The sequence below is a fragment of the Curtobacterium sp. MWU13-2055 genome (assembly GCF_023242305.1).
Taxonomy (GTDB): Bacteria; Actinomycetota; Actinomycetes; order Actinomycetales; family Microbacteriaceae; genus Curtobacterium.
The window spans coordinates 272,734-298,953 of the sequence record NZ_JALLIO010000004.1; the positions used below are offsets into that span (position 1 = coordinate 272,734).

At 71.2% G+C, this 26,220-nt stretch carries 21 protein-coding genes; 11 read left to right on the forward strand and 10 right to left on the reverse strand.

Annotation, left to right across the window (positions count from 1 at the left end; translation table 11 throughout):
- Window positions 1-145 precede the first annotated feature (145 nt).
- On the reverse strand, window positions 146-1,162 hold the full coding sequence (locus tag M4960_RS11430; RefSeq protein ID WP_173170643.1) for a LacI family DNA-binding transcriptional regulator: 1,017 nt from the start codon (window positions 1,160-1,162) through the stop codon (window positions 146-148).
- A 174-nt stretch (window positions 1,163-1,336) separates the two neighbouring features.
- Here M4960_RS11430 and M4960_RS11435 point away from each other — a divergent pair, with 174 nt between their 5' ends.
- The 8 genes from M4960_RS11435 to M4960_RS11470 all read left to right on the forward strand — a co-directional run bounded on the left by M4960_RS11435 (window position 1,337) and on the right by M4960_RS11470 (window position 9,653).
- Window positions 1,337-2,548, forward strand: coding sequence for a sugar ABC transporter substrate-binding protein (locus M4960_RS11435; RefSeq protein WP_248704285.1), 1,212 nt, complete (start codon window positions 1,337-1,339; stop codon window positions 2,546-2,548).
- A gap of 148 nt (window positions 2,549-2,696) precedes the next feature.
- Entirely contained in the window at window positions 2,697-3,557 is an 861-nt protein-coding gene (locus tag M4960_RS11440; protein ID WP_123939110.1) for a carbohydrate ABC transporter permease, read from the forward strand.
- Window positions 3,554-4,444, forward strand: a complete 891-nt coding sequence (locus M4960_RS11445; RefSeq protein WP_248704286.1) for a carbohydrate ABC transporter permease — start codon at window positions 3,554-3,556, stop codon at window positions 4,442-4,444. The genes M4960_RS11440 and M4960_RS11445 overlap by 4 nt, the downstream gene beginning before the upstream one ends.
- Before the next feature lie 47 nt (window positions 4,445-4,491).
- Window positions 4,492-5,322: a ThuA domain-containing protein gene (locus tag M4960_RS11450; RefSeq protein ID WP_248704287.1), complete on the forward strand. Its 831-nt coding sequence runs from the start codon at window positions 4,492-4,494 to the stop codon at window positions 5,320-5,322.
- Window positions 5,319-6,422 (forward strand): Gfo/Idh/MocA family oxidoreductase, encoded by a 1,104-nt coding sequence (locus M4960_RS11455; RefSeq protein WP_308222010.1) that lies wholly within the window; start codon window positions 5,319-5,321, stop codon window positions 6,420-6,422. Before M4960_RS11450 ends, M4960_RS11455 begins: the two co-directional genes overlap by 4 nt.
- A gap of 257 nt (window positions 6,423-6,679) precedes the next feature.
- Window positions 6,680-8,053 carry a sensor histidine kinase gene (locus tag M4960_RS19765; RefSeq protein WP_123294664.1) on the forward strand — a complete coding sequence of 458 codons (1,374 nt, stop codon included), beginning with the start codon at window positions 6,680-6,682 and terminating at the stop codon, window positions 8,051-8,053.
- Window positions 8,050-8,664 carry a response regulator transcription factor gene (locus M4960_RS11465; RefSeq protein WP_248704288.1) on the forward strand — a complete coding sequence of 205 codons (615 nt, stop codon included), beginning with the start codon at window positions 8,050-8,052 and terminating at the stop codon, window positions 8,662-8,664. The genes M4960_RS19765 and M4960_RS11465 overlap by 4 nt, the downstream gene beginning before the upstream one ends.
- Before the next feature lie 95 nt (window positions 8,665-8,759).
- The gene (locus M4960_RS11470) at window positions 8,760-9,653 is read left to right on the forward strand and encodes a hypothetical protein (RefSeq protein WP_173170638.1); all 894 of its coding nucleotides are present in this window, start codon (window positions 8,760-8,762) and stop codon (window positions 9,651-9,653) included.
- A gap of 70 nt (window positions 9,654-9,723) precedes the next feature.
- On the opposite strand, the gene opgC is transcribed toward M4960_RS11470, so the two are convergent.
- The 4 genes from opgC to M4960_RS11490 all read right to left on the reverse strand — a co-directional run bounded on the left by opgC (window position 9,724) and on the right by M4960_RS11490 (window position 15,651).
- Window positions 9,724-12,228: an OpgC domain-containing protein gene (opgC, locus tag M4960_RS11475; protein ID WP_248704289.1), complete on the reverse strand. Its 2,505-nt coding sequence runs from the start codon at window positions 12,226-12,228 to the stop codon at window positions 9,724-9,726.
- Window positions 12,225-12,635, reverse strand: a complete 411-nt coding sequence (locus tag M4960_RS11480; protein ID WP_111084901.1) for an ATP-binding protein — start codon at window positions 12,633-12,635, stop codon at window positions 12,225-12,227. The genes opgC and M4960_RS11480 overlap by 4 nt, the downstream gene beginning before the upstream one ends.
- Window positions 12,632-14,656, reverse strand: coding sequence for a glycosyltransferase (locus tag M4960_RS11485; RefSeq protein WP_374202958.1), 2,025 nt, complete (start codon window positions 14,654-14,656; stop codon window positions 12,632-12,634). Before M4960_RS11485 ends, M4960_RS11480 begins: the two co-directional genes overlap by 4 nt.
- A 254-nt stretch (window positions 14,657-14,910) precedes the next feature.
- A complete protein-coding gene (locus tag M4960_RS11490) occupies window positions 14,911-15,651 on the reverse strand; it encodes a TetR/AcrR family transcriptional regulator (protein WP_248704290.1) in 741 nt (246 codons plus the stop codon).
- 124 nt (window positions 15,652-15,775) lie between these two features.
- Between M4960_RS11490 and M4960_RS11495 the strand changes: the two genes are divergently transcribed.
- Window positions 15,776-16,702, forward strand: a complete 927-nt coding sequence (locus tag M4960_RS11495) for an NAD-dependent epimerase/dehydratase family protein (protein ID WP_248704291.1) — start codon at window positions 15,776-15,778, stop codon at window positions 16,700-16,702.
- Window positions 16,703-16,947: 245 nt separating this feature from the next.
- Here M4960_RS11495 and M4960_RS11500 read toward each other — a convergent pair whose 3' ends face one another.
- The 3 genes from M4960_RS11500 to M4960_RS11510 form a co-directional block, all read right to left on the reverse strand.
- A complete protein-coding gene (locus tag M4960_RS11500; RefSeq protein WP_248704292.1) occupies window positions 16,948-18,276 on the reverse strand; it encodes a fibronectin type III domain-containing protein in 1,329 nt (442 codons plus the stop codon).
- Between the two features lie 265 nt (window positions 18,277-18,541).
- The gene (locus M4960_RS11505; protein ID WP_248704293.1) at window positions 18,542-20,326 is read right to left on the reverse strand and encodes a DEAD/DEAH box helicase; all 1,785 of its coding nucleotides are present in this window, start codon (window positions 20,324-20,326) and stop codon (window positions 18,542-18,544) included.
- A gap of 105 nt (window positions 20,327-20,431) precedes the next feature.
- Window positions 20,432-20,896: a MarR family winged helix-turn-helix transcriptional regulator gene (locus M4960_RS11510; RefSeq protein WP_159573991.1), complete on the reverse strand. Its 465-nt coding sequence runs from the start codon at window positions 20,894-20,896 to the stop codon at window positions 20,432-20,434.
- Between the two features lie 96 nt (window positions 20,897-20,992).
- On the opposite strand from M4960_RS11510, the gene M4960_RS11515 reads away from it, so the two are divergent.
- Together M4960_RS11515 and M4960_RS11520 are read left to right on the forward strand one after the other, a co-directional pair.
- A complete protein-coding gene (locus tag M4960_RS11515; RefSeq protein WP_248704294.1) occupies window positions 20,993-23,212 on the forward strand; it encodes an MDR family MFS transporter in 2,220 nt (739 codons plus the stop codon).
- A 73-nt stretch (window positions 23,213-23,285) separates the two neighbouring features.
- Window positions 23,286-23,873 carry a TetR/AcrR family transcriptional regulator gene (locus tag M4960_RS11520; protein ID WP_123939119.1) on the forward strand — a complete coding sequence of 196 codons (588 nt, stop codon included), beginning with the start codon at window positions 23,286-23,288 and terminating at the stop codon, window positions 23,871-23,873.
- Window positions 23,874-23,991: 118 nt separating this feature from the next.
- On the opposite strand, the gene M4960_RS11525 is transcribed toward M4960_RS11520, so the two are convergent.
- Together M4960_RS11525 and M4960_RS19770 are read right to left on the reverse strand one after the other, a co-directional pair.
- Entirely contained in the window at window positions 23,992-24,495 is a 504-nt protein-coding gene (locus tag M4960_RS11525) for a flavin reductase family protein (protein WP_248704295.1), read from the reverse strand.
- 14 nt (window positions 24,496-24,509) lie between these two features.
- Window positions 24,510-26,219: an MDR family MFS transporter gene (locus tag M4960_RS19770; RefSeq protein WP_248704296.1), complete on the reverse strand. Its 1,710-nt coding sequence runs from the start codon at window positions 26,217-26,219 to the stop codon at window positions 24,510-24,512.
- Between the last annotated feature and the right edge of the window lies 1 nt (window position 26,220).

Here is a 26,220-nt window from a genome sequence, read left to right on the forward strand (position 1 = left end):
GGGCGGGACGCGGTGCCGAGCTTTCGCGCTGGGCGACAGTTCACGGGTTCGCGGCCCCGCGAACTGTCGCTCAGCCCGAAACGTGGGAACGGGCGGACGGGAGGCCCGTGGCGGCGCCGGACCGCGCCTCCCGTCCGGCAGGTGGTCAGGCGGGGGCGGGGGCCGTGGACTCCGCGGTGCGGAGCGTGCACGGCAGCAGGAAGTGCGGCAGGTCGTCGGACGTGCCGTCGAGCTGCTCGATGAGGGCGTCGGCGGCCCGGATCCCGAGCTCCTGACCCGGCGCGACCATGGTCGACAGCCGCGGGTAGTGCTGGTCAGCGTTGGCCTCGGACGACGCGATGCTGAGCACGGAGACGTCCTCGGGGACCCGCCGCCCGGCGGTGTAGAGGCCGACCAGGACACCGGCGGACGAGTCGTCCTTCATCACGAGCAGCGCCGTCACGTCGGGGTCCGCCGCGAGCAGGTCGCTCGTGGCCTGCCGTCCGCCGTCGCTGCCCGGCCCGGCGGTGACGACCGTCCCGGCCAGCCCGCGCTCGGCGATCGCGCGCCGGAAGGTCGCCTCGACCCGCAGGTGCGGCGCGTAGCCGGCCATCGGGGTGCCCTCGAGGTCCTCGAGCACGAGTCCGAACCGGCGGTGTCCGAGCGTCTCGAGGTGGTCGAGGCTGTCCTCGATGGTCGTCTCGAAGTCGATGTCGACGAAGGGCAGGCCGCTGCTGTCGCGGGTCCGGCCGATCAGGGTGAACGGCACGCCGAGGTCGGTGAGGACGGCGACGCGGGGGTCGTCCATCCGCACCTCCATCAGGATCACGCCGTCCACGAGCCCACCCGACACGAGGTCGTCGAGGTCGTCTCCAGCGGGGTCCACCGGCCAGAGCACCAGGTGGTAGCCCCGCTCGGACGCCCGTTCCGCCGCACTCATGAAGAACTGCGAGGTGGTCGGGCTGAAGCGGTTGCCGGTGGTCGGGAACAGCAGCGCGATGATGCGGGTCCGCCGACTCGCCAGGGCCCGGGCGACGACGTTGCCGCGGAACTTCAGCTCGCGCATCGCGGTCTTCACCCGCGCGGTGGTGCCGGGGGTCACGTACTTCGTCCCGTTCACCACGAAGGACACGGTGGCGATCGAGACCCCCGCCCGATCGGCGACCTGCTGCATCGTGGCCATGGCGCTGATCCTAGCGCGCGGGAAGTCAGAAAAGCGCTTTACAGGTGAAGCGCTTATCTGTTAGCTTCTCGCCCCAGGAGCACAGCGACGATGACGTCAGCGGCCTCGTCGATGCGTGCCTGCCCCAGCATCCGTCAAGAGAAGAGCTCTGCAATGAAGCAAAGATTCCCCTCCATGTCCCGCCGGACGCGCGCCCTCGTCGGCGCAGTCGCCGTCGTCGCCACGATCCCCCTGGTCCTGTCCGGGTGCTCCGGCTCCGGATCGGCCTCATCCGGCGGCAGCAAGGCCCTGACGATCGAGGACTACTACGACGCGAACTACAACCCGGTCTACAAGCAGTGCGCGAAGGAGGTCGGCGCGACGGTCACGATCAACCACGTCGCCGGCGCCGGTCTGATCGCGAAGGTGCTGCAGCAGGCATCGTCGAAGACGCTGCCCGACGTCCTCATGCTCGACAACCCCGACGTCCAGCAGATCGCCTCGTCCGGCGCCCTGTCCGACCTGTCGGACTACGGTCTGGACGCCGACGGCGACGTCCCCGGCGTGAAGGCGGCGAGCACCTACAAGGGCAAGCTCTACGGCCTGCAGTCGAACACGAACTCCATCGCGCTCTACTACAACAAGAAGCTCCTGGCGGACGCCGGCGTCCAGCCGCCCAAGACGTGGGACGAGCTCAAGGCCGCGGCGAAGAAGCTCACCAAGGGCTCGACCTACGGCTTCGCGATGAGCAACATCAACACGTACGAGGGCACCTGGCAGTTCCTGCCGTTCTTCTGGTCGAACGGCGGTGACGAGAAGGACATCGCCACCGCGGACGCCACCCAGGCGCTGCAGCTCGTCGAGGACCTGCAGGACGACGGCTCGATGTCGAAGAGCTCGATCAACTGGGCCCAGGCGGACGTCAACAACCAGTTCCTGGCCGGCAAGGCCGCGATGATGATCAACGGCCCCTGGCAGCTGCCGGCGCTCAACGAGAAGAAGAGCCTCGAGTTCGACAGCGTCCCGATCCCGACGCGCACCGGCGACGCCACGGTCGCACCGCTCGGCGGCGAGGCGTTCACCGTCCCGCAGACCGGCGACAAGGACAAGATGCAGCTCGCCGGCAAGTTCGTCGGCTGCCTCCACTCGCAGAAGACGCAGAAGACCCTGTCCGAGGTGAGCGGCAACGTGCCGACCAACCTCGAGGCCGGCGCCGCCTGGGCGAAGGACCACCCGCAGGTCGCGTCCTTCGTCACCACGGTGCAGACCGCCCGCGCGCGCACCGGTGAACTCGGACCCGACTGGCCCAAGGCCGCCACGAAGATCTACACCGCCGTCCAGCTCGCCCTCACCGGCAAGGCCAGCCCCGAGGCAGCGCTCAAGCAGGCGCAGTCGCAAGAGCAGTAGTCCACGGGGAGCCGGCCGACCGGTCGGCTCCCTCCGGCGTGCAGGAAAGGACCCCGGCGTGAGCGCCTCGACACAGACACGACCACGGACGATCCCGCCCGTGGTGACCCCCCGACCCGGGCAGCGACGAGCCCGGTTCCGATCCGGCGTGACCCGATGGCTCTTCGTGGTGCCAGCGGCGGTCTTCGTGGCCGTCTTCTTCGGCTACCCCGTGGTGAAGAACATCATCATGTCCTTCCAGGACTACACGACGGCGACCTTCTTCACCGGCGAAGCCCCCTGGGTGGGACTCGGCAACTACATCTCGGTGTTCCAGAGCTCGGTCTTCACGACGAGCCTCGTGAACACCGCCCTGTTCACGGCCGGCTCGATCATCCTGCAGTTCGTCATCGGGCTGAGCCTCGCGCTGTTCTTCCGTCGGCACTTCCCGCTGTCCGGCTTCCTGCGGGGGCTCCTGCTCCTGCCGTGGCTCCTGCCGCTCATCGCCTCGAGCGCGGTGTGGAAGTGGCTGCTCGACCAGGACAGCGGCGCACTCAACCAGCTCCTCGGTGTGGTGGGCATCGCCCCCGTGCCGTGGCTGGTCAGCCCGAGCCTCGCGCTCATCGCCGTGATCGGCGTCAACGTCTGGCTCGGCATCCCGTTCAACACGACGATCCTGTACAGCGGTCTGCAGTCCGTGCCGCCGGAGCTGTACGAGGCCGGGTCGCTCGACGGCGCCACCGGGTTCAAGGCGTTCTGGTACATCACGTGGCCGAGCATCCGGTCGGTGGTCAGCGTCGTGGTCGTGCTCGGGGTCGTCTACACGTTGAAGGTCGTGGACATCATCCTCGGCCTGACCGGCGGCGGGCCGGCGAACTCGACCCAGACCCTCGCCACGAACGCGTACCACCAGTCGTTCATCAACTTCCAGTTCGGCATCGGAGCCGCGGTGAGCAACGTGCTCATCGTCGTCTCGTTCGTCTTCGCGATGGTCTACATCGCGATCTCCCGGAAGGCGGTCGACGAATGAGCGTCGGACTCGCGAACCAGACCGTCACCGCCACCCGCGCGATCACGACGAAGCGGACCACCCGGGCACCCCGCCCGCGCGGTTCCGCCAAGGGCATCCCGTTCACGATCCTCGGGTGCGTGTTCCTCGCGATCATGGTGTTCCCCGTCTACTGGATGGTGAACACCAGCCTGCAGGCGACGTCCGGGGCCGCCACGGCGACGTGGTTCCCGTTCTCCCCCACCTTCGCCGGGTACCAGGCCGCGTTCGCCCAGCAGGGGCAGAACTTCCTGTCGAGCATGATCATCGGGCTCGGTACCGTCCTGCTGACACTGGCCATCGCGACGCCCGCCGCCTACGGGCTGGCCCGGTTCCGGATGCGCGGCGGCCGGGTGTTCCTGCTCGTGCTGCTGATCACCCAGATGATCCCGGCGATCGTCATCGCGAACGCGCTGTACACGCTGTTCAACAACATCGGGCTGCTCAACAGCTACGTCGGGCTGATCCTGGCCGACAGCGCGGTCCAGGTGCCGTTCGCCATCCTGCTCATGCGGGCGTTCATGGAGTCGATCCCGCCGAGCCTGGTCGAGGCCGCACTGGTCGACGGCGCCAGCGACTTCCGCGCCTTCGTGTCGATCGTCGTGCCGATCAGCCGGAACGCCATCGTCACCGCGGCGCTCTTCACGTTCCTCGGCGCGTGGGGTGACTTCCTCATCGCACTGACCCTGACGTCGACGACCGCGGTCCGACCGATCACGCTCGGCATCTACAACTACATCGGGACGAACGTCACCGACTGGGGGCCCGTCATGGCGACCTCGGTGCTGGCGTCTCTGCCCGCTGCCGTCCTGCTGATCTTCGCGCAGAAGTACATCTCCGCTGGTGCCCTCGGCGGAGCCGTCAAGTGACGGCCCCGGACCGACGCCACCACGCAACCCAGCCAGAAAGGCACACCATGACCACCTCCCCGCTGCGCATCACCGTCTGGGGCGAGAACGTCCACGAGCAGGTCGAGCAGCACGTCGCCGAGCGGTACCCCGACGGCATGCACGGCGCGATCGCCGACGGCATCCGCGAGAACCTGCCCGAGGCCGTCGTCCGGACCGCCACCATGCAGGAACCCGAGCACGGCCTGACCGACGAGGTCCTGGCCGCGACGGACGTCCTGACGTGGTGGGGGCACGCCGCGCACCAGGACGTCGACGACGCCGTGGTCGACCGGGTGCACAAGCACGTCCTGTCCGGCATGGGGCTGGTCGTGCTGCACTCCGGCCACTGGTCGAAGATCTTCGGCAAGCTGATGGGCACCACGTGCACCCTGCGCTGGCGGAGCGAGCACGACCAGGAACTCGTCTGGACCGTCAACCCGCAGCACCCGATCACCCGCGGCGTCCCGAACCCGATCGTCATCCCCGAGCAGGAGATGTACGGCGAGTACTTCGACGTGCCGACCCCCGACGAGCTCGTCTTCATCTCGGGCTTCACCGGCGGCGAGGTGTTCCGGAGCGGCATGACGTACCGCCGCGGCCTGGGGAAGATCTTCTACTTCTCGCCCGGCGACCAGGACTTCCCCGTGTACCACCACAAGGACGTGCGCCGTGTGATCGCGAACGCGACCGAGTGGGCGCGGCCGGAGCGCGAGCGTGAGATCCCGACGCTCCGCCGCTACGACCTGGGCGAGTACTTCGAGGGCCAGCACTACCGCGGCCCGTTCGACGACGCGCCCGTCGACGACGCCTCTGTCGACGACGCGCCCGTCGACGACCACGCCGGAGCGCAGGCGTGACCGCGCTCCGCGTCCTGCAGGTCGGCGCCGGCGGCATGGGTCGGGCCTGGCTCAGCACCGTCGCCGCCGACCCCGACGTCGAGCTGGTCGGCATCGTCGACCTCGACCTCGACGTCGCGCGGGCCGGTGCCGAACACGCCGGCGATCCGAGCATCCCCGTCGGCACCGACCTGACCGTGCTCGCCGCCGAGGCCGGTGCACAGGCGGTGCTCGACATCACCGTCCCGGTCGCGCACCACCCCGTCACGCTGCAGGCCCTGCACGCCGGGCTCCCCGTGCTCGGCGAGAAGCCCGCAGCGCAGACCGTCGCCGAAGCACTGTCGCTCGCCGCGGCAGCCGAGGCCACCGGCAAGCTGTTCATGGTGTCGCAGTCGCGGCGCTACAACGACCAGCTCGTCGCGTTCCGCCAGCACGTGCGCGGCCTGGGCGCGATCGGCGGCCTGGGCACCCGGTTCGCCAAGGCCCCGCACTTCGGTGGCTTCCGCGAGCAGATGGACGACGTCCTGCTGCTCGACATGGCGATCCACGCGTTCGACTCCGCCCGCTACGTGCTCGAACGGGATCCGGTGTCGGTGTACTGCGAGTCGTGGAACCCGTCGTGGTCCTGGTACCGCGGCGACGCGGCGGCGGCAGCGGTCTTCGCCTTCGAGGACGACGTCCGGTACGTGTACGACGGCTCGTGGTGCGCGCCGGGCGCCGAGACCTCGTGGAACGGCGACTGGCGGGCCTCGGGTGCTGCCGGCACCGCGCTGTGGGACGGCGACCACGACCCCTCCAGCGACCTCGACGGCACCGCCGGTGCGCCGTCGCCCGCTGCCAGCGTGGGACACGAGATCGCCGGGGCGCTGACGTCCTTCGTGCACGCCGTGCGCTCCGGCGAGACCCCGGACGGCGAGGTGCACGGCAACGTCATGAGCCTCGCGATGGTCGAGGCGGCGATCGCCTCGACCCGCACCGGGCAGCGCATCGTCATCGACGCGGTGCTCGAGCGCGCACACGCCGAGGCACTCGCCGCCGAGCGGCACGACGCGGTCCGCGACCGCCTGGCCGCGTGGGGCTCGGTGCGCGAAGCGCTGAGTGCGTCCGTGCCCGCGCCGTAGCGCGCCGGCACACCCGCCCGGCACGCCCGCGCGTGTTCCCCCGAGGTTCCGAGATCTCGGCATGTCGGCGTCCGTCAGGCCCCCGATCGGAACCTCGGCGGACGTGAGCGGCGAGTCGCGGGACCGCGACCGCTCCCGTCGGGCGCGACGCGTGCGGTGAACGTGACCGAGGACGGACGGGAGGCCCGTGGCGACGCCGCCACGGGCCTCCCGTCCGCCTTCCCCCACGACCAGGGCGCGCCGGTTACGGTGTCCCTGTGCACGGACAACGGTCGTCGGACAGTGGCACGACCGCGCAGCCGGTCGTGGTGGTGGCCGCCGACCCGCGGCGACGGACGGGGCGGACTCCGTGGGGCCGTGTCCTCGTCGGGGTCGTGCTCGCCGCAGTGGTCGGCGGCGCCGCCGTCGCGACCGCCGGGGCACTCGTCTCCCAGCGCATCGCCGAGTCGTTCGCCGTCCGCGACGCGACCACCGACACCGCGGCGTTGGCACGGGTCGTGGTCGAGCCGGCGCTGCTCGACGTGATCGCCGACCCGGCCGCGACGGACGCCGATCACGCCGCCGCCCGAACGCGACTCGACGACGCGGTCGCCGGCGAGCTCCGGGCCGGATCGGCCGTGCGCATGAAGCTCTGGGCGGCGGACGGGACCGTCCTGTGGTCCGATGAACGGCGGCTGGTCGGCGAGCGGTTCCCGCTGTCCGCCGAGGACCTCGAGGCGCTGGCGTCCGACCGGTCGGACGCCGAGGTGTCCGACCTCGACGAGCCCGAGAACCGCTACGAACGCGGACACGGGCCGCTGCTCGAGGCGTACCAGGCGGTGCACACACCCTCGGGGGAAGCGCTGCTGTTCGAGGCGTACCAGCCCTACGACGACGTGCTCGCCCGAGCTGCGGACCTGCGCGGGTCGTTCGCCGCCCTGGCGTTCGGCGTCGTCGCCGTCGTGCTCGCACTGCTCGTCCCGTTGCTGCTCTGGCTGCTCGTCCGCATCCGTTCCGGCCAGCGGCTGCGCGAACGGCTGCTCGGCCGCGCGCTCGACGCCGAGGCCGCCGAACGTCGCCGGATGGCCGCGGAACTGCACGACGGCCCGGTGCAGGACGTCGCCGGCCTCGCCCTGTCCCTGGGCGCCGACCCCGCCACGCGCGACGCCGCGGTCGTGCTCCGGTCGGCGGTGTCCTCGCTCCGGACGTCGATGTCGACGATCCGTCCAGCGGCCCCGACGCCCGACGGACTCGGTCCCGCGCTCGAGGACGCCTGCGCACGGGCCCGCGCCGCCGGACTGACCACGGTCGTCCGCTCGCCCGACGTCGTCGACGCCTCGCCGGCGGCGCTCCTCGCGGTCGTGCGCTTCGTCCGCGAGGCCGTCTGGAACGCCGTCAAGCACGCCGGAGCGAACCGCGTCGAGGTCACGGTGGACCGGTCCGGAGCCGTCGTGCGGGTGGTCGTGGCCGACGACGGCACCGGGTTCGACCCGGCGGTCGTCGTCGGCTCGATCCGCGCCGGGCACCTCGGGACGACGCTGCTGCGCGAGGTCGCCGAGGACACCGGCGGGTCCCTGAGCCTCCGCACCGGGTCCGGCACCGGCACCACCTGGGAGCTCGAGGTCCCCGCGGACACCGAGGACCTGCGGTGAGGGTGCTCCTGGTCGACGACCACGCCCTCGTCCGGGGCGGCCTGCGCGCCGTCCTCGCGACGACCGACGACTGCGCGGTCGTCGGCGAAGCGTCGACGGGCGAGGACGCGGTGGCGCTCGCCCCCGGGCTCCGACCCGACGTCGTGGTGATGGACCTGTCGATGCCGGGCGCCGGCGGGGTCGAGGCAACCCGGCAGGTGCGCGCCCTGCTGCCCGCTGTCCGGGTGCTCGTCCTCACGACGTTCTCCGACGACCACCGCGTCCGAGCCGCGCTCGCCGCGGGAGCGACCGGCTACCTGCTCAAGGACGCCTCCCCCGACGAGGTCGTCGCCGCGGTCCGCGCCGCTGCCCGGGACGAGACGCCCATCGACCCGCGGGTGGCCCGTGCGCTCCTGCCCGGGGCCGTGCACGTCGACCCAGGACCGGACCTGCCCCCACGCGAGCGTGACGTCCTGGTGCGGCTCGCTCGCGGGCTGTCGAACCGGCAGATCGCCACGGAGCTCGGGATCGCCGAACGGACGGTGAAGGTGCACGTCGGTTCGTTGTTCCGGCGGATCGGGGTCGCCGACCGGACGAGCGCCGCGCTCTGGGCCCGCGACCACGGCTGGTGACCGGGTACTAGTACCAAGGTCCGATGGTGCCGACGACCGGGTCCGGCGACGATCGACGTGTACGGGCCACCCCGGCCCCTCCCCAGGAGGCACCCATGCACACGGCATCCCCCACCACCCGGCGTTCCCGCCGCCGACTCACCGGCATCGCCGCCGCGGTCTCCCTCGGCGCCGTGGCCGCAGCCGCCCTCGTCGGGGTCTCCCCCGCGAACGCGTCCGGCAAGACCTCGACCGGTGGCGACTACGCCGTCACGGTGAACGGGACCACGACGAACCCCGCAGTGGGCAAGGACTTCAAGGTCAAGGACGTCGCCGTCTCGGGCTCGATCAAGGTCCGTGGCAAGCACAACGGCTTCGACATCCGCATCGCCGACCTCGGTGTGTACGACTACACGCTCACCGGCGCGCCCGACACGCAGCGGATGGTGACGAAGCCCACCGTCGTGTTCGCGTCGAAGGTCCCCTCGCTCACCGCCGCGCAGCTCGCCAGCACCAAGCTGTCCTCGCTCGACGTCAAGGACGACACCCTCGTCGCGATCTTCGCCACCGCCGCCGGCAAGCTCAAGGTCCAGGCGAAGGACGGCGCCCAGGGCGGCGTTTTCCAGATGGAGACCGAGTTCGCCGGCCCGGTGACGTTCACGCACACGCTCGGTGCGGGACTCGTCTACTTCACGAACCCGTACACGGGCAAGATCAACTTCGGCGACGGCGTCGCGGCCGTGGCGTCCGGCAGTGGTTCGCACCAGATGCTCCTCGGCAAGGACAGCCCGCAGGTCGCCACGAAGACGTCGCAGACCGCGACGACCACCACGTGGACCGTCCAGCCCGGTGGTCGGCTCGGAGGCGTGCTCGGCGAGGACGCCGTCGAGCTGTCGCAGGGTGCCACCAACTGCACGAGCCAGTGCCAGGCGCAGAACCAGATCCGTGGCTCCCTGCCGGTGCCGCCGGACCCGGTGGACCCGACGCCGCTGGTGGTCGCGGTCCGCTGACGCGACCCGGAGCGGGACAGGAGGCCCGTGGCGACGCCGCCACGGGCCTCCCGTCCGTCCCGCGGTCGCGTCAGCGCGGGATGACCGAGAACAGGAACTTCTTGCGGACCATGTACCAGGCCAGCAGGATCAACGCCGAGTGCACCACGAAGCCGATCCAGAAGTCGCCCCACGGGACGCCCGGGATCGACGCGATCGCCAGCGCGAAGAAGACCTGCCACACGAAGACGTAGAGACTCGCCTGCCCGATCGGGATCCAGAGCCACCCGATCGCCGCCGAGATCGGCTTCCAGAACACCGTCAGGATCGCGTACGACACGATCGCGAAGAACGCGATGTCGACCAGTCGGCCCCACTGCAGGTCCACCCGCTGGTACGCCGTGTTGTACAGGTCCTCGTACATCGACGCCGGGAACGGCACCGGTGTGAAGCCGGCGTGGTTCGCCGCCCAGACGTACACCAGGAACGCCGCGTAGCCGCCGACACCGATGCCGACCAGGATCTTGCCGAGCCGCCCGGTGAGCGCGCCGATGATCTGCCGTCGGTAGTACCCGAGCACGAGGCCGTGGGTGAACACGACCTGCCAGGTGAGCAGCGGGAACACCGCCTCGAACTGCGAGTTCAGCGGGCGGAACTCCGGGTTGAGGGCCTGGAACACGTACAGCACCCAGCTCACGACCAACACCACCCACCAGAAGCCGCGGCGGATCAGCCAGAGCAGCGGTGGGATGAACAGGCTCAGCACCACGAACAGACCCATGATGTTGAACGGCCACGGGCCCATCTCGAGCAGCAGGAACTGTCGGATGGCGTACCACGGCGGCGGGTAACCGAGCAGCTGCATCGCGTTCGGGTACAGGTCGTACACCCGGCCCTCGGCACCGACGCCCCCGGTTCCGGTCCCCCGGTCGGTGAACGTCGTGATCGCGTCGGTGTTCAGGAACGGGACGAAGCTCAGCGCGAAGACGACCGCGATCACCACGAGCGTGACGAGGTACTGCTTGCGGGCACGCTTCCACGCCCCGATCGCGGCCGCCCACTCGCCGAACTTCTTGATGGCGAACGGGTACGTCATGCCGAGGACCATGCCGGACAGGAACACGAACATCTCGGCGCCGGTGATCGCACCGACCGCGTGCAGCGTGAGGTACGAGTACGGCCCGCCGATCTCGATGTGGGTGATCACCACCGCCAGGATGATGAACCCGCGGAACAGGTCGAGCCGCAGGTCGCGCCCGGGTTTCCCGTCGTCGGGATAGCGCCAGCTCGGCAGCAACCGCCCGAACAGCCCGCTCAGCAGGAACACCACCGCCAGGCCCACGGCGACCCAGACGATCCACGCCATCTGGTCGCCGCCGGTGTCGTACTGCTGGTCGGTCGCGGCGTTGCCCTGCTGCGTGGTGATGCGGTCGGTGACGGGCCCGAAGGCGAAGTGGTCGCCGCGCTCGAGGTCGGTGCGGAACGAACCGGCGATCCCCGGCACCGCGGTGTCGCGCCAGTCGGCGACACGGTTGCCGGCCTCGGGCTCGCGGCGGTTCGTCTCGAGGAAGGTCACGCCCCGGATCAACGGGCGGTCCTGGACCGAGGTGATCACCTGCCGCCACCAGCCCTGTTTGACCGGGAGCTCCGCATCGCCCCGGCGGGTGTGGTCGTACAGCGCACCGGTGTCGAGCAGCATCGACCGGTCACCGTCGACGGCGAAGCGGTCGTAGAAGCTGTCCGCCTGCTGCTGCTCGTAGCCCCACGTCTCGTCGAACCGGGACTCGACCTCGCCGCGCTCCGGCACGTCGTTGCGGGTGAGGGGGACGTCACGACCGGCGGCTTCGGTCGACTTGCCCTTGCCGAAGTAGTACATCGACAAGCCGACCCAGTCCACCGAGGCGTCGCCTGGCCAGTACGGCTCGTAGGGGTCGTCGGCCGCGGTCAGCTCGCCGTCGCCGTTGGTGTCGAGCTTCGCGACGTCGGTCGCGGAGAGGTCCGCCAGACGTCCCGCGGACCCGCCGAACGGGTACCCGGCGCCGTACGACGGCGACCACACCATGCGCGCGTCGGAGTCGCCGCCGTGCACCGCGGTCGCGAGCGTCCGGAACGCCTGCACGAACTGGGTCGGCTGCTGCCCCCAGCGCACCCACGTGCCGTTCATCTGCGGCGCGAACCGCACGAGCACCTGGGTGTCGTACTGGTCGTGGATCTCCTGGAACACGGTGTTCCCGGCGCGGGCGTCCGCCTCGTCCAGTGACCGGAGCGACAGCCCGGGCTCGAGGCTCACGACGAGGACCGCGCCCTGCGTCGCCGCGGCACGCGTCGCACGGAGGAGCTCCCGCCGGGCCGAGCGGTCGAGCGGGTAGTCGACCTCCACCCCGTACATCGACGGCGTCGCACCGAGCCGTCCCTCGTACCCCGCCGGGGAGTCGTCGCCCCAGTCGAGGTCCGGGCCGAACCAGGTCGTCCCGCTCGCCGGCTCCGTCGCCGCGGCCGTGTGCACCGTCACCGCGGACGCCGGCAGTGCACCGCCGAGCAGGAGTGTCGCGATCGTGACGAGGACGGCGACCACGCGGGCCGCCAGCAGCCTCACCGGTCGCACACCAGCGTCCAGACGTTGTGTCCGTGCTCGTGCCGGTGCTCCAGCCGGTCGAGGGCGGCGATCGCGAGCGCCAGGCCGCGTCCGCTCTCCTGCTCGACATCGGCCATCGTGACGGCGCTCAGGTCGATGTCCACGGGCAGACCGTTGTCGGTGAGCTCCGCGGTGAGCGCCCGGTCGGTCGACTCGAGTCGCACGGTGTAGCGCCGACCGGCCTCCTGGTCGGAACGCGCGGTGTGCTCGACGATGTTCGCGGCGACCTCGGCCAGCGCGGTCTCCAGCGCGAAGCGGAGCCGGGCATCGTCGATGCCGAGCCCGTCCCACCAGGCGCCGAAGCGATCCTGGACCTCGTCGAGCGACACGGGCGTCGCGGCGACGTCGAAGGTGGTCTCGGCGCTCACAGTGGTCCTCCGGCGGTGCTCGACTCGTGCTCTGACTGGACTCCCGTGCCCGGGCCGCGGTAGAGCACGGCCCGGATCACGATGCTGAAGATGAACAGGTCGAAGACGACCCACGCGGTGTTGACGAGCGGCGCGATGCCCGACGCCTGCCCGGTCAGGTAGCGGATGCCGATCAGGAGCAGTGCCGCGACCAGCGCCCCCATCGCGATGAGCTGCGGCTTGACGAGGTCCCACCGGGGCTTCTGCTCGGTCTCGTCGCGCACCTTCGGCGTGACCCGGAACCCGAGCGGCTTGCCGCGGAACACGTTCTCGAACGCACTCGTCACCGCCTCGATCCACACCGGGAACAGCGCGAGCGAGTACTGCTGCCCGCGCCACGTGGGTCTGCCGGCGGCCACCACCCAGAACAGCAGCTGGTTGAGCACGAGGAACGGGATCAGCCGGGCGAAGAAGTCGACGCTGTAGGCCTGCACCGGGACGACGCCGAACGACAGGCAGAGCACCGGGGCCGCGATGTAGACGATCGCGGCGAACCCGGACAGGTAGCTCCACATCGTCGAGAAGTACATCAGGCGCTGGCCCCAGGACAGGCCCTTCTGCACCAGCGGGTTCTCGCGGAAGAACACCTGCATGGTGCCCTGCGCCCAGCGGAGCCGCTGCACGAGCATGGTCGGCAGGTCCTCCGGCGCCAGGCCCTTCGCCAGGATCTCGTCGTGGTACGCCGACTTCCAGCCGAGCCCGTGCAGCCGCATGGCGGTCGCCATGTCCTCGGTCACCGAGATCGTCGCCAGCGGCATGATCGGCTGCGCCTCGTCGTCGCGGTTGACGTCGAGTGCCCGTGCGAGGACCGCGATCGACTCGATGGCCGCCACGGGCGATGCGTCGCGCCGCCCGAGCACGTCGAGCGCGGCGTCGTCGAGCCCGGCGAAGGTGTTCGCGTCGGTCGACATCGCGGCGAGTTCCTGCAGGTCGTTCCGCACCGACTCGAGGTCGGCGGCGGCGAACCGGAAGGCGATCGTGTCGATCCCCCGCTGGAACGCGTAGGTGACGTCGCCGAGCGGTTCGCCGGCCCGGGCCTGGTCGCGGGCGCGGTCGACGACGGCTTCGGCCTCGTCCAGGGCGCCGAGCACCCGCGGGTCCGTCTCGGTCTCACGGGCACGGGCCAGCAGCTTCCGCGACGTCGTGATCGTGCGCTGCACCGAGGCCTCGACCTCGACCACGTAGCGGGAGATGCCGAGCTGCATCAGTGCCTCGCGCCGCAGGATCGCGTTCGACCCGCAGAAGAAGGCGGCGTTCCAGCCGTCCTTCGACTGCTGGATCGGCCCGTAGAACAGCGGCGCCTGACTGCCGAGCAGGTCCGCCTCCGGAACGTTCTCGAACCACTGCGGCGTCTGCACGAGCGCCATCCGCGAGTCCTTGAAGTAGCCGAGCGTGCGGTCGAGGATGCCGGGCTCTGGTACCTGGTCGGCGTCGAGGATGAGCAGGAACTCGCCCTGGGTCGCGAGCAGGGCGTTGTTGAGGTTGCCGGCCTTGGCGTGCCGGGGACGATCGATCCAGTCGGCACCGCGGGTGATGACACCGATGCCGAGCGATTCGGCGGCCGCACGCATCTCGGGGCGGTTGCCGTCGTCGAGGATCCACGTCGTGTGCGGGTGCGTGATCGCCTGCGCCGCACGGGCCGTGCGCACGACCATCTCGACGGGCTCGTTGTAGGTGGTGATGAAGACGTCGACCGTGACGTCGGAGGACGGCTTCGTCGGGGGCTCGCCACGCTCGCGCAACCGCCACGCCCCGAACGCGAACAGGAGCGAGTCGATGACGCTGTAGGTCTCGGCCAGGATGAGCGGCACGGCGATCCACCAGGAGTGCCAGTTCACCGAGGCGGCCCAGCGCCAGACGACGTAGTTCACACCGGCGATCGACGCCAGGAGTGCGACCGTGCGCACCGTGACGAGTCGTCGGCGAGCCGTGCCGGTGGTGAGCCGGCGGCGGTCCTGGCGGCTGACGTCGAGCGCCGTCACCCGGTCACTCCGTCTGCGGGGTCGCCGGCCGAGCTGCGTCGCAAGGGTGCCTCCTGATCCGCGCGAGCCCCGGCCGCAGCGCACGCCCGGGTGTGGTGCCGTCCGGCCGCTGCCCAGGGGGCACCGTGCCGGCCGTCCGCTCCGGTCGTCGGGCACGACCTCGGCGTAGGGACCTGTCTACCGCAGTGACCAGCACTCTGTCAGGCCCCGAGTGCGAGTCGTGGACAACGGCTCGGGGCGACCGCAGGACCGGGTCAGAACGTGGCGGCGAACCCGAGGTCGTCGGCGAGCCGCGCGATCACCTGGTCGAAGTAGGCGGCGCCGTCGGACACCGAGCCGACGAAGTGGCCGAAGAGCTCGAACGAGATCGTCCCGAACACCGTCGACCAGGCCATCAGGGTGCGGACCAGGACCTCGTCGGGCAGCGCGATGCCGAACGACCGCAGGGTGGTCACTGCGTCCGCGACGGCGGGACCGGCCACCCCGGGAGCCGCCGTGGGCGCGGCGGGTGATCCGGGCCTCCCGTCCGCCCCCGACGCCGACGTGACGTCGCCGCCGGGCGCGACCGCATCGGCCACCACCCGCACCAGCGCGAGCGTCGTCCGCGCGGCGGGCACGACCGTCTCGCGCGGTGCGGCGTAGCCCGGCACGGGCGACCCGAACAGCAACGCGAAGTCGCCCGGGTGCGCGACGGACCATGACCGGATCGCGCGGCACGCGGCGACCCAGCGTGCACCCGGTTCCGGGCCGGCCGCGGCGTCAGCAGCCTCGACCGCTGCGCCGAGTTCGTCGTAGTCGACGATGAGCAGCGCGGTGAGCAGGTCGTCGCGACTCGGGAAGTACCGGTACACCGCGGACGACACCATGCCGACGTCGCGGGCGACGGCTCGGAGGCTGAGCGCTGCGGGCCCCTCGTCGGTGAGGCGGGTGCGCGCGGCGGCCAGGATGTCCGCCCGGATCGTCTGCCGGGCGAGCTCGCGTGCTGTCAGTGTCATCCGGTCACCATGCCACACGAGAGCACTGCACACAAATGAGAGCAGTGCTCTTGCTTTTTCGTGTCCGAGCGCGCATCCTGGTTGCGAGAGCACCGCTCTCGCAACCAGAACGGAAGCAGGGACCATGTCGCACAACCACCTCGTCATCGGCGCCGGCCCGGTGGGCCGCCACGTCGCCGCGCTGCTCGCCGAGCGCGGCGAGCACGTCACCGTCGCCACCCGCTCGGGTCGGGACACCGGCCTGTCAGGGGTCGATCACCTCGCGCTCGACGCCTCCGACGCCGAGGCCCTCACCCGGGCAGCCGACGGCGCCGCCGTGCTGTACAACTGCGCGAACCCCGGCGACTACACCCAGTGGGAGCGCACCTGGCCACCGCTCGCGGCGTCGATGCTGACCGCTGCCGAGCGGACCGGAGCCGTCTACGCCATCACCGGGAACCTGTACCCGTACGGCCCGGTCGACGGCCCGATGCGCGCCGACACCCCGGACGCGGCGACCGACCACAAGGGGATCCTGCGCGCACGGCTGTGGGCCGACGCCCTGGCCGCGCACCGTGCCGGACGCATCCGCACGGTCGAGGTCCGGGCTTCGGACTACGTCGGGCCGGGCATCGGGGCGAACGGACACGTCACGCGGGTGCTGCCGGCCGCACTGCAGGGGAAGGCCGTGACGATGATCGGCAGGACCGACCTGCCGCACACCTTCACCGACGTGCTCGACGTCGCCAGGACGCTGGTGGCGGCGGCCTCGGACGAGGGCGCGCACGGCCGCACGTGGATGGTGCCGAGCAACGCTCCTCGCACCCAGCGGCAGGCGCTGACCGAGGTGCTGGCAGCGGCGGGCAAGGCACCCGTGCCCGTCCACCGGATGCCCGCGGGGGCGATCCGTGCGCTCGGGGTCGTGTCGCCGATGATGCGGGAGCTCGCCGAGATGAGCTACCAGTGGACTGCGCCGTACGTGGTCGACGATGCCGAGAGTCGCGCGGTGTTCGGCATCGAGCCGACCCCGTGGGACGAGGTGTGTCGCCGGACCGTGGTGGGGGTGGCGTGAGGCGGGCTGGGGGCGGCGGGCTGCGGCGCCGCCGAGGTTCCACGACATGCCGCCGGTGTGCCGCCGAGGTTCCACGGAGCGGCAGAAAGAGCGCCGACACTCCAAGATTTCGGAACCGCGGGCCCCGCCGCACGACGCCCGCGCCCACCCCACCCCGCCGCACGACGCCCGCGCCCGCCGCCCGGAACACAGGACGGGGTGGGACGCGCCGTTGCGTCCCACCCCGTCCTGCCTCGGTCTGCCGGTCAGATCACCAGCAGCCGCGAGTACTGCGCCGACGACAGCTGCTGCGCAGCCCCGCCGGAGGCCGGCACGCGCCACAGCCCGGCCGAGGGCCCGCTGTCGACGTTCGCGAACACGTCGCCGTCGTCGGAGGCGGCACCCGTGTTCGCCCCGCGCGACCCCGCCGTGATGCCGGAGACCGCCACGGTGGACTTCCCACTGGAGCCGACCACGAGCTTGTCCGGGATTGTGCGGTCGACCTTGCAGCCGGCCGGGCTGGTCGGGTACTCGGCGGGGGCGCTGCACCACTCGGCGGACTGCAGCAGCGAGAACCCGTCGGCGTTGGCGGCCGCGTACTCGAACGCCAGCCGGGGCTCGATCCGCGTCAGCGCCGTGGCGCCCGGCTTCAGCTGGTACCAGGCCCACGAGCCGGCGCCACCGGGCGAGCGGATGTCGACGTACACGTTGCCGTGCGAGTCGGCGAGGACCGCTGCGGGGTACCCGACACCGGAGCTGCCGGGGAGGGTGATCGCCCGTGGGCTCGTGCCGGTGCCCACGACGATCGGGGAGATCTGCGAACCACCGACGGCGACGACCTTGCCGTCGGGGGTGACGGTCCAGAACCGCTGGCCGCTGCCCGTGGCAGTCAGGTCGAGCACGGTCGTCGCGGTGGAGCTGCCGACGGGGAGCTTCTGCACGGCACCCGTCACCGAGTCGATCCAGTACAGGTTGCCGGCGACGTCGGAGCGCAGGTCGGGGGTCAGGTGCAGCCCGGTCGCCAGCGTCCGCGTCGCGCTGCTGTCGGCGGGGTGGAACAGGATCGAGGTCAGGTCCGCCGAGGGGGTGAACACGTCGCCGACGTCGTCCGCGGCGAAACCCGTCCCGTTGGCCGCGACGACCTTCCCAGCGCCGGAACCGTCCTCGGCGAACCGCACGACGTTGCCGGACGCGTCGAGGGCGAACAGCGACTGCGTCGTGTCGACCACGGACGGCGTGGTGTAGCGGACCAGGATCGTGCGGCCGGACTTCTTCGCGCCGATCGCCCGGACCGAGAACTTGTAGGTCGTCTTCGGCGTCAGGTCACCGAAGCGGTCGGACCGCGCCTTCGCCGGCAGCCGGTCGACGCCGTTGCCGGGCTGCTGCTGCGCGGGGGCGATCGTGACCTTCCAACCGGTCACCTTCGCGCCGGACTTCGGGGCGCCCCAGGTCACGGTCGCGCTGTCGCCGGCTCCGGTGACCCGGACGGTGGTGGGCGCTCCGGGCGCCGAGGACGAGGGGGCTGCCGTCGCCGGCGCCACTCCCCCGATGACGAGCGCCGCCGCTGCTGCGACGGTGATGAGTGCTCGGTACACGTTCGTTCCCCTGCCTTCTCCGCGGCTCCCTGCGTCACGGCTCCAGGTATCACAGCACCGCTCGGGCGCCAGGGGAACGGATCCGAGCGTGATCTGCGGTTCCCCGCACCGCAAGGCTTGTGACGCACCGCCGGTACGCGGGGCGGCCCGCGGCCTGAGACGCGACCGGACGACGGACGGGAGGCACGGTGCCAGCTGGCACCGTGCCTCCCGTCAAGAGGTGGTCGCGTCCAGGACGCAACTTGCGTCGACGACGCGACTCGCGTCAGTAGCGCGGCTTGCGCTCCGGACGCTCGTCGCGGCGGCCGCCACCACGGCGGTCGGGCTTGATCTCGATGAGCTTGCCGCTGATCCGGGTGTCGGTCAGGCGGTCGAGCACGCCGCCGTCCATGTCGGCGGGCAGCTCGACGATGGAGAAGTCCGGCTGGATGCGGATCGCACCGAAGTCGTCGCGGCGCAGGCCACCCTCGTTGGCGAGGGCGCCGACGATCTGGCGCGGCTCGACGCGGTGACGGCGGCCGACCTCGATGCGGTAGGCGGTCATCGGCTGCGAACGGCGGGGCGCACGGTCCCGGTCGCCACCACGGTCGCCACCACGATCGCTGCGCGACCCACGGTCGTCACGTGCACCGCGGTCGTCGCGCTCCCCACGGCGGGCGTCGCGCTCCATCTGCGTGCGGAGGGCGTCATCGGCTGCGGTCAGGAGCAGCGGCGAGTCGCCCTGCGCCACGACGGCCAGGGCGGCGGCGACGTCGTCCGAGGGGACGTCGTGGTGCTCGACGTAGTGCGCGATGACGTCGCGGAAGGCGGCGATGCGACCCTGGTCCTCGAGCGCCGCGGTGATCGCGTCGTCGAAGCGGGTCAGGCGCGTCTCGTTGACGTCGTCGATCGTCGGCAGCTGCATCTGGGTGAGCGGCTGCTTCGTGTGGCGCTCGATCGCGGAGAGCAGGCGACGCTCGCGGGGGGTGACGAAGCTGATCGAGTCGCCCGAGCGGCCGGCACGACCCGTGCGGCCGATGCGGTGCACGTAGGACTCGATGTCGACCGGGATGTCGTAGTTCACGACGTGGGTGATGCGGTCGACGTCGAGGCCACGGGCGGCGACGTCCGTGGCGACGAGGATGTCGAGCTTGCCGGACTTCAGCTGGTTGACGGTCCGCTCGCGCTGGGCCTGGGCGACGTCACCGCTGATGGCGGCTGCGGCGTAACCACGGGCACGGAGCTTCTCGGCCAGGGTCTCGGTCTCGCTCTTGGTGCGGACGAAGATGATCATGCCCTCGAAGTCCTCGACCTCGAGGATGCGGGTCAGGGCGTCGACCTTCTGCGGGTACGAGACCATCAGGTAGCGCTGCGTGATGTTCGCGGCGGTCTTCGTCTTGGTCTTGACGGTGATCTCGGCCGGGTCCGTCAGGTACTGCTGCGAGATGCGGCGGATCTGGGCGGGCATGGTCGCCGAGAACAGGGCGACCTGCTTGTCGTCGGGGGTGTCCGCCAGGATCGTCTCGACGTCCTCGGCGAAGCCCATCTTGAGCATCTCGTCGGCCTCGTCGAGCACGAGGTACTTCAGCTCGGACAGGTCGAGCGTGCCCTTCGCCAGGTGGTCCATGATGCGACCGGGGGTGCCGACGATGACGTCGACGCCGCGGCGCAGGGCGGACAGCTGCACGCCGTACGCCTGACCGCCGTAGACCGGCAGGACGTGGACGTGCTTCATGTGCGACGCGAACTGCTCGAACGCCTCGCACACCTGCAGGGCGAGCTCACGCGTCGGGGACAGCACGAGGGCCTGCGGCTTCTTGCTGCCGGGCTCCATGCGGGACAGGATCGGCAGCGCGAAGGCGGCGGTCTTGCCGGTTCCGGTCTGCGCGAGGCCGACGACGTCGCGGCCGTCGAGCAGTGTGGGGATGGTGGCTTCCTGGATGGCGGAAGGGGTTTCGTAGCCGATGTCCTTGACGGCCTTGAGCACAGCATCGCTCAGGCCGAGATCGGCGAAGGTCACCACGGGCCCCTCGTCGGTGGTCTCGGTGGTGGTGGCGGTGTCCGTGCTCATACACCAACGGTATCTCGAATGCACGCTCCGCAGTGACCGGGGGGCGTGCGGACGGGAGGAACGGGGCGGGCCCGCCCCGCGCCTCCCGTCCTCTTGTTGGTCACGTCACGGGCGCGTGGTGCCGATCCCGAGGACCGCGTCGGCCCGGTCGTTCAGTCGCGTGAGCATCTCGGCGAGCGAGCGCAGCTCGTCCGAGGCGAACTCCTCGGTGAGGTCGTCGAAGACCTCGGCACCGGCGGCGTCGAGCTGGTCGAGCAACTGCTTGCCCGCGGGTGCGAGCGAGACCAGGGTCGCTCGGCCGTCGGCGGGGTCCGGCGAGCCGACCAGGTGCTCGGCCTCGACCAGCGACGCCACCCGGCGACTGATCACCGGGCGGGACAGGCCCGTCGCGTCGGCGATCGCGGTCGCACGGACGGGTCCGTGACCGGCGACGGCTCGCAGGATCACCCGCGCGGTCGGGTCGAGGCCGCCGCTGGACTCGATGAGCGAGGAACGCAGGGTCTGCCGGACCCACAGCCGGTCCAGCTGGGATCGCAGGAGTCGCTCGGCAGCACGCCGCTCGTCGGACATGGAGTCAGCGTAGTGGGCACATTTAGTTGCTTGCTGGAAGCAACAGATGTATCGTTGCGCGGTCTGCAAAGTTACACAGCACGAAAAAGGAGTTCGATGACCGCCACCGCACCCGTCCAGGTGCAGCACGGTCGGCACACCGCCGAGGCCCCAGCAGCCTCCGGCGGGACCGGCCCGCAGCCCCTGATGACCCACCGCCAGATCCTCCTGGTGATCTACGGCCTGATGGCGGGCATGTTCCTGTCGTCCCTCGGCCAGACGGTGTTCGGCACGGCGATCCGCACCATCGGCGACGACCTGCACGGCCTCGACCAGCAGGCCTGGGTCACCACGGCCTACCTGATCACCTCGACGATCGCGACGCCGATCTACGGCAAGCTCTCCGACATCTTCGGCCGCCGGCCCCTCTACATCTTCGGCATCGTCGTGTTCATCCTCGGCGCCGTCCTGTCGTCGATGTCCACCTCGATGCTCATGCTCGCGGCCTTCCGCGCCGTGCAGGGCATCGGTGCCGGTGCGCTCATGTCGCTGCCGCTCGCGATCATGGGCGACATCCTCGCCCCGCGCGAACGTGCCAAGTACCAGGGCTACTTCCTCGCCGTGTTCGGCATCTCGTCCGTCATCGGGCCGCTCATCGGTGGGCTGCTCGCCGGTTCCTCCGAGATCCTGTGGATCACGGGATGGCGCTGGGTCCTGCTGATCAACGTGCCGATCGGTGTCGCCGCGCTCCTCATGGTCATCGTCTTCCTGCACCTGCCGAAGGTGCACAGTGCCGACGACGCGAAGCCCAAGGTCGACTGGTGGGGCGCGACCGCCGTCATCGTCACCCTCGTGCCGCTGCTGCTCGTCGCCGAACAGGGCCGCATCTGGGGCTGGGGCTCCCCCGCCGCCATCGCCTGCTACGTCGTCGGGGTCGTCGGCCTGGTCGGGCTGCTGCTCATCGAGTCGAAGATGGGCGACGCGGCGATCATCCCGCTCAAGCTCTTCCGCTCGGGCACGTTCTCGATGGCGACCGTCATCGGGTTCCTGGTCGGCTTCGCGATGTTCGGTGCGATGCTCACCATCCCGCTCTACCTGCAGATCGTCGTGGGGCTCACCCCGACCGAGTCCGGGTTCGCCACGCTGCCCCTGGTCGGCGGTCTCATGATCGCCTCGATCACGAGCGGTCAGATCGTCGCCCGCGTCGGCCGCTACCGGATCTTCCCGGTCATCGGCACCGCGCTCGTGTCCGCCGGCTACGTCGTCCTGACCTTCATGTCGATCGACAAGCCGCTCTGGTTCCTGATGATCGGCATGTTCCTGATCGGCCTCGGCCTCGGCTCGGTCATGCAGTCGCTGACCCTGGCCTCGCAGGGCTCCGTCGAGGCCCGTGACATGGGCGTCGCCACGTCGTCCGCCACGTTCTTCCGCCAGATCGGTGGAACGCTCGGCACCGCCGTGCTGCTGTCCATCCTGTTCTCGGTGATGCCGGCGAACATCCTGCACGCGACCGCGAACGAGAAGGACCTCGGCCCGGCGCTCGACGCCGCGCTCAACCCCACCGTCGCCAGCGCGAAGGCGAACCAGGGCGCGATGGACAAGATCTGGACGCCCGTCGTCACCCCGTTGACGAAGACCGTGCAGTCCCAGCTCGACGCTGCCTCCGCGAAGGCGACGCAGGCCGCCGACGCCGCGGTCACCGAGCAGGTCACGGCAGCCGTGCAGCAGCAGGTCGCCGCCGGTGCGGTCCCCGCCGCCTCGGCCCAGTCCGTCATCGACCAGCAGGTCGCAGCGGCGACGCCGGCGGCGGAGCAGTCCGCACTCGAGCAGGTCGCCGACCAGGCACACGCCAGCGTGCAGGACGGCACCGTGTCCGTCGACTGGTCGAACGCCTCGCAGCGCTCGTACTGGGTCGACGAGCTCACCCCGGAGCTCGCGAAGAAGATCGACGACGGCAACACCACGAGCGACAGTGCCACCAGCACGAACGACACGTCGTTCCTGACCGGTGCCGACAGCCGCCTGACCCGGCCGTTCATGGCGGGCTTCAACGCCTCGTCGGTGACGATCTACTGGGTCGGCCTCGGCGTGATCCTGCTCGCGTTCGTGCTCACCTGGTTCTTCCGGGTGCCGCCGCTGCGTCAGCGCTCCGCCCTGCAGGAGCGTGCCGACCTGTCCGCCGAGGCCCAGCTCGAGGCCGAAGCCGGCGCTGCCGCTGCCGACGCCGGCTCGTTCACCGGTCCGATGACCGGGTCCGTGCCGACCGGATCGGTGCCGACCGGCTCGGGTTCGACCGGCTCGGGCTCGACCGGATCCACGCCGACGCACCGTCGGTGACCGACCGGGCCGTCCGTGCCGTGCCCCCTTTCCGGCACGGGCGGCCCACCAACCCCCACCACCAGGAGTCCACGTGATCACCACCCCGGCAGCTGCAGTGGCGACGGAGCCGTGCACCCTGCGGGAGCGCAAGAAGCAGCAGACCCGGCAGGCGCTGCACGACGCGGCCCTGACGCTGGTGTCCGCGCACGGGCTGGACGGCGTCACCATCGAGCAGATCTGCGCCGATGCCGACGTCTCGCCCCGCACCTTCTTCAACTACTTCTCGTCCAAGGCGCACGCCGCCCTCGGACTCGACTCCGTCGAGGTCCCGGAGCCTTCCGCAGCATGGTTCACCGAGGCTCGTGGCGGCCTGGTCGACGACCTCTGCACCCTCGTCGCGGCGACCGTACCGCTGTCCCAGGACCGCCGCCGGATGAAGGAGCTGCTGGTCCTCCGGCCCGAGATGTCGTCGATGGTGATGCAGTGGATGGCCGAGTCGCGCCAGTCCCTGCTCAGCGTCGTGGGCACCAGGACCGACGACCAGACCGCTCGCACGGCGGTGACGCTCGTGATGTCGGCGCTCAGCGAGGCCGCCCACCGCGACTCCGTGCGGAACAACGACGAGCTCGCGGTGCGGCTCCGGGCCGTGGTGCGCGAGATGGCGGCGCTGGCGTCCTGAGGGGGTCGTGCGGGCCGCCGCGCGGAGCGTACCGAGTCGTTTCGGGCGTACCGGGTCGGAACTTCTGACCAGGTGCGCCCGATTCCGCTTCCCATCGCACGCGTTCTGGGAAAGAACGTCAGGCGGTGGCGACGCTTGCTCGCCGCCGAGCTGGCCGGTGCCACACGAGCGCGGCGTTGGCGGAGTCGCGGGCGAAGCGGAGCACCCGCAGCACCACGATGTCGTGGTCGCCCGCACGGTGGACGGCCTCGACCGAGCACTCCAGCCACGAGTGCGCGCCGTCGAGCAGCACGGCACCCGACCCGGTGTCGACGTGCGGCACGCCGACCAGTCGCTGTGCCCGGTCGCGGGAGGCCAGCTGCCGGGTCTGCGCCGCGTGGCCCTCGGCGAGGACGGAGATGCCGAGCACCGGCGCACCGGCCAGGTCCGGCCAGGTCGTCGACGAGTGCTGCACGGCGATCGTCGCGAGCGGCGGGTCGTACGAGACCCCGACGGTCAACGACGTCGCCACCATGACGACCGGCACGCCCTCGACCCGTGCGGCGATGGCGGCCACGACGGAGGGGACCTCGGCGATCGCCTCGCGGATGTCGAGCGGGTCGTCGGTGAAGTCGTGCTGCATGGTGGTTCCTTCGTTCAGGAGCGGGCGAGCAGGGTGCGGGCACGGCGCTCGTCGGCACGCATCGCGGCGACGAGGGCGTCCGGCCCGGGGAACGTGCGCTGCCGCCGGAGCCGACGACCGACGGTGAGCTCGACGGGGGTGCCGTACAGGTCGCCGTCGAAGTCGAGCACGTGGATCTCGACGGTGCGCGGCCGGTCGGCGAAGGTGCTGTTGCTGCCGATCGACACGAGCGCCTCACGGGCACCGGACCACGTCGGCGCGGTGAGCCAGCCGACGTAGACCCCGTCCGACGGAACAGCGCCCGCGTCGTCGGGCAGCATGTTGGCGGTCGGGAACCCGAGCCCGTGCCCGACCCCGGCGCCGTGCACGACCGCGCCGGTCAGGACCGCCGGCGCTCGCCCTGGCAGGGACGCCGCCGCCACGAGTGCCCCGAGGGCCGCCAGCGCCAGGGCGCCGAGGGCCACCGCGTCGGTCGACACCGCGAGCAGCACCGCGGTCACCGTGCTGCCCAGGACGGCACCGAGCTGCTTCACGGTGTTGAAGGTGCTCGACGCCGCACCGATGGTCGCCGGTCCGGCCCCGAGCACCGCCGCGAGCGAGAACGGCGACCAGACGAACGCGTTCGCGACCCCGAAGCCGGTGAACGCCGTCGCCACCGCCCAGAGGGGTGCGGCGGTCCCGATGAGCACGGCGGTCAGTGCCACCGAGACGACGAGCAGGACGGCGCCGATGGTCGCCGTCGCACGGGGGCCCGCGGTGTTCGTCGTGCGGCCGACGAACGGTGCGGCGGCCAGGCAGGCGACCCCCATCGGCACGAGCACGAGGGCCGCGGCCCCCGGTCCGAGACCACGTCCGTCCTGCAGGTCGAGCATGAGCGGGATCGGGGCAGAGCCGACGCAGAACGACGCGGCGGTCGCGCCCCACGAACCGGTCACGAACCCGCGGTCACCGAACAACCCGAGCGGGACGAGCGCCCGGTCCCCCGCGCGGCGCTGCACCGTGAGCACCGCGGCGACGACGAGTGCGCCGAGCACCACCAGACCGACCCTCGGCAGGGGTGCGGCGAGGACGCCGTCGCCCGTTCCCTGGACACCGACGACCACCGCGAACACCCCGGCGGTCACCCCGACGACGGCGAGCACCGGCAGGGGCACCGCGATGCGTCGGGACACCGGCACGAACCGCAGCACGGCGACGGCGGTGACGATGCCGACGGGCACGTTCACCAGGAAGACCGACGGCCACCCCCACGCCTCGACGAGCACGCCGCCGACGATCGGGCCGGCGACGGTCGCCGCACCGCCACCGGCGCTCCAGACGGCGAGCGCGACGGCGAGCCGGGGTGGTTCGAACAACGAGCGGATCACGGTCAGGCACTGGGGTGTCAGCAGCGCGGCACCGACGCCCTGCACGGCGCGCCAGACGATGAGCGCGCCGATCCCCGGTGCGAACGCGCACCCGACCGACGCGACGGTGAACACCGCGAGCCCGAGCAGGTAGACCCGGCGGTGACCGAAGCGGTCGCCGAGCCGTCCGGCGACGAGGAGCGGCACGGCGAACGCGAACAGGTAGGCGCTGTTCACCCAGACCGACAGCGACGCGTCGGTGCCGAGGTCGCTGCCGATGTCCGGCAGGGCGACGGACACGATCGTGCTGTCCAGCAGCAGCATGAAGAAGCCGAGGCAGAGCCCGCCGAGCGCGAGCCACCGACGGGCCGCGGTCACC

Bases quoted from the DNA above. Each gene is read 5' to 3' on its own strand.
- M4960_RS11430 (WP_173170643.1), bottom strand. From the start codon at position 1,162: ATGGCCACGATGCAGCAGGTCGCCGATCGGGCGGGGGTCTCGATCGCC.
- M4960_RS11525 (WP_248704295.1), bottom strand. From the start codon at position 24,495: ATGCAGCACGACTTCACCGACGACCCGCTCGACATCCGCGAGGCGATC.
- M4960_RS11470 (WP_173170638.1), top strand. From the start codon at position 8,760: ATGCACACGGCATCCCCCACCACCCGGCGTTCCCGCCGCCGACTCACC.
- M4960_RS11445 (WP_248704286.1), top strand. From the start codon at position 3,554: ATGAGCGTCGGACTCGCGAACCAGACCGTCACCGCCACCCGCGCGATC.
- M4960_RS11490 (WP_248704290.1), bottom strand. From the start codon at position 15,651: ATGACACTGACAGCACGCGAGCTCGCCCGGCAGACGATCCGGGCGGAC.
- M4960_RS11505 (WP_248704293.1), bottom strand. From the start codon at position 20,326: ATGAGCACGGACACCGCCACCACCACCGAGACCACCGACGAGGGGCCC.
- M4960_RS11450 (WP_248704287.1), top strand. From the start codon at position 4,492: ATGACCACCTCCCCGCTGCGCATCACCGTCTGGGGCGAGAACGTCCAC.
- M4960_RS11435 (WP_248704285.1), top strand. From the start codon at position 1,337: ATGTCCCGCCGGACGCGCGCCCTCGTCGGCGCAGTCGCCGTCGTCGCC.
- M4960_RS11495 (WP_248704291.1), top strand. From the start codon at position 15,776: ATGTCGCACAACCACCTCGTCATCGGCGCCGGCCCGGTGGGCCGCCAC.
- M4960_RS11510 (WP_159573991.1), bottom strand. From the start codon at position 20,896: ATGTCCGACGAGCGGCGTGCTGCCGAGCGACTCCTGCGATCCCAGCTG.
- M4960_RS11515 (WP_248704294.1), top strand. From the start codon at position 20,993: ATGACCGCCACCGCACCCGTCCAGGTGCAGCACGGTCGGCACACCGCC.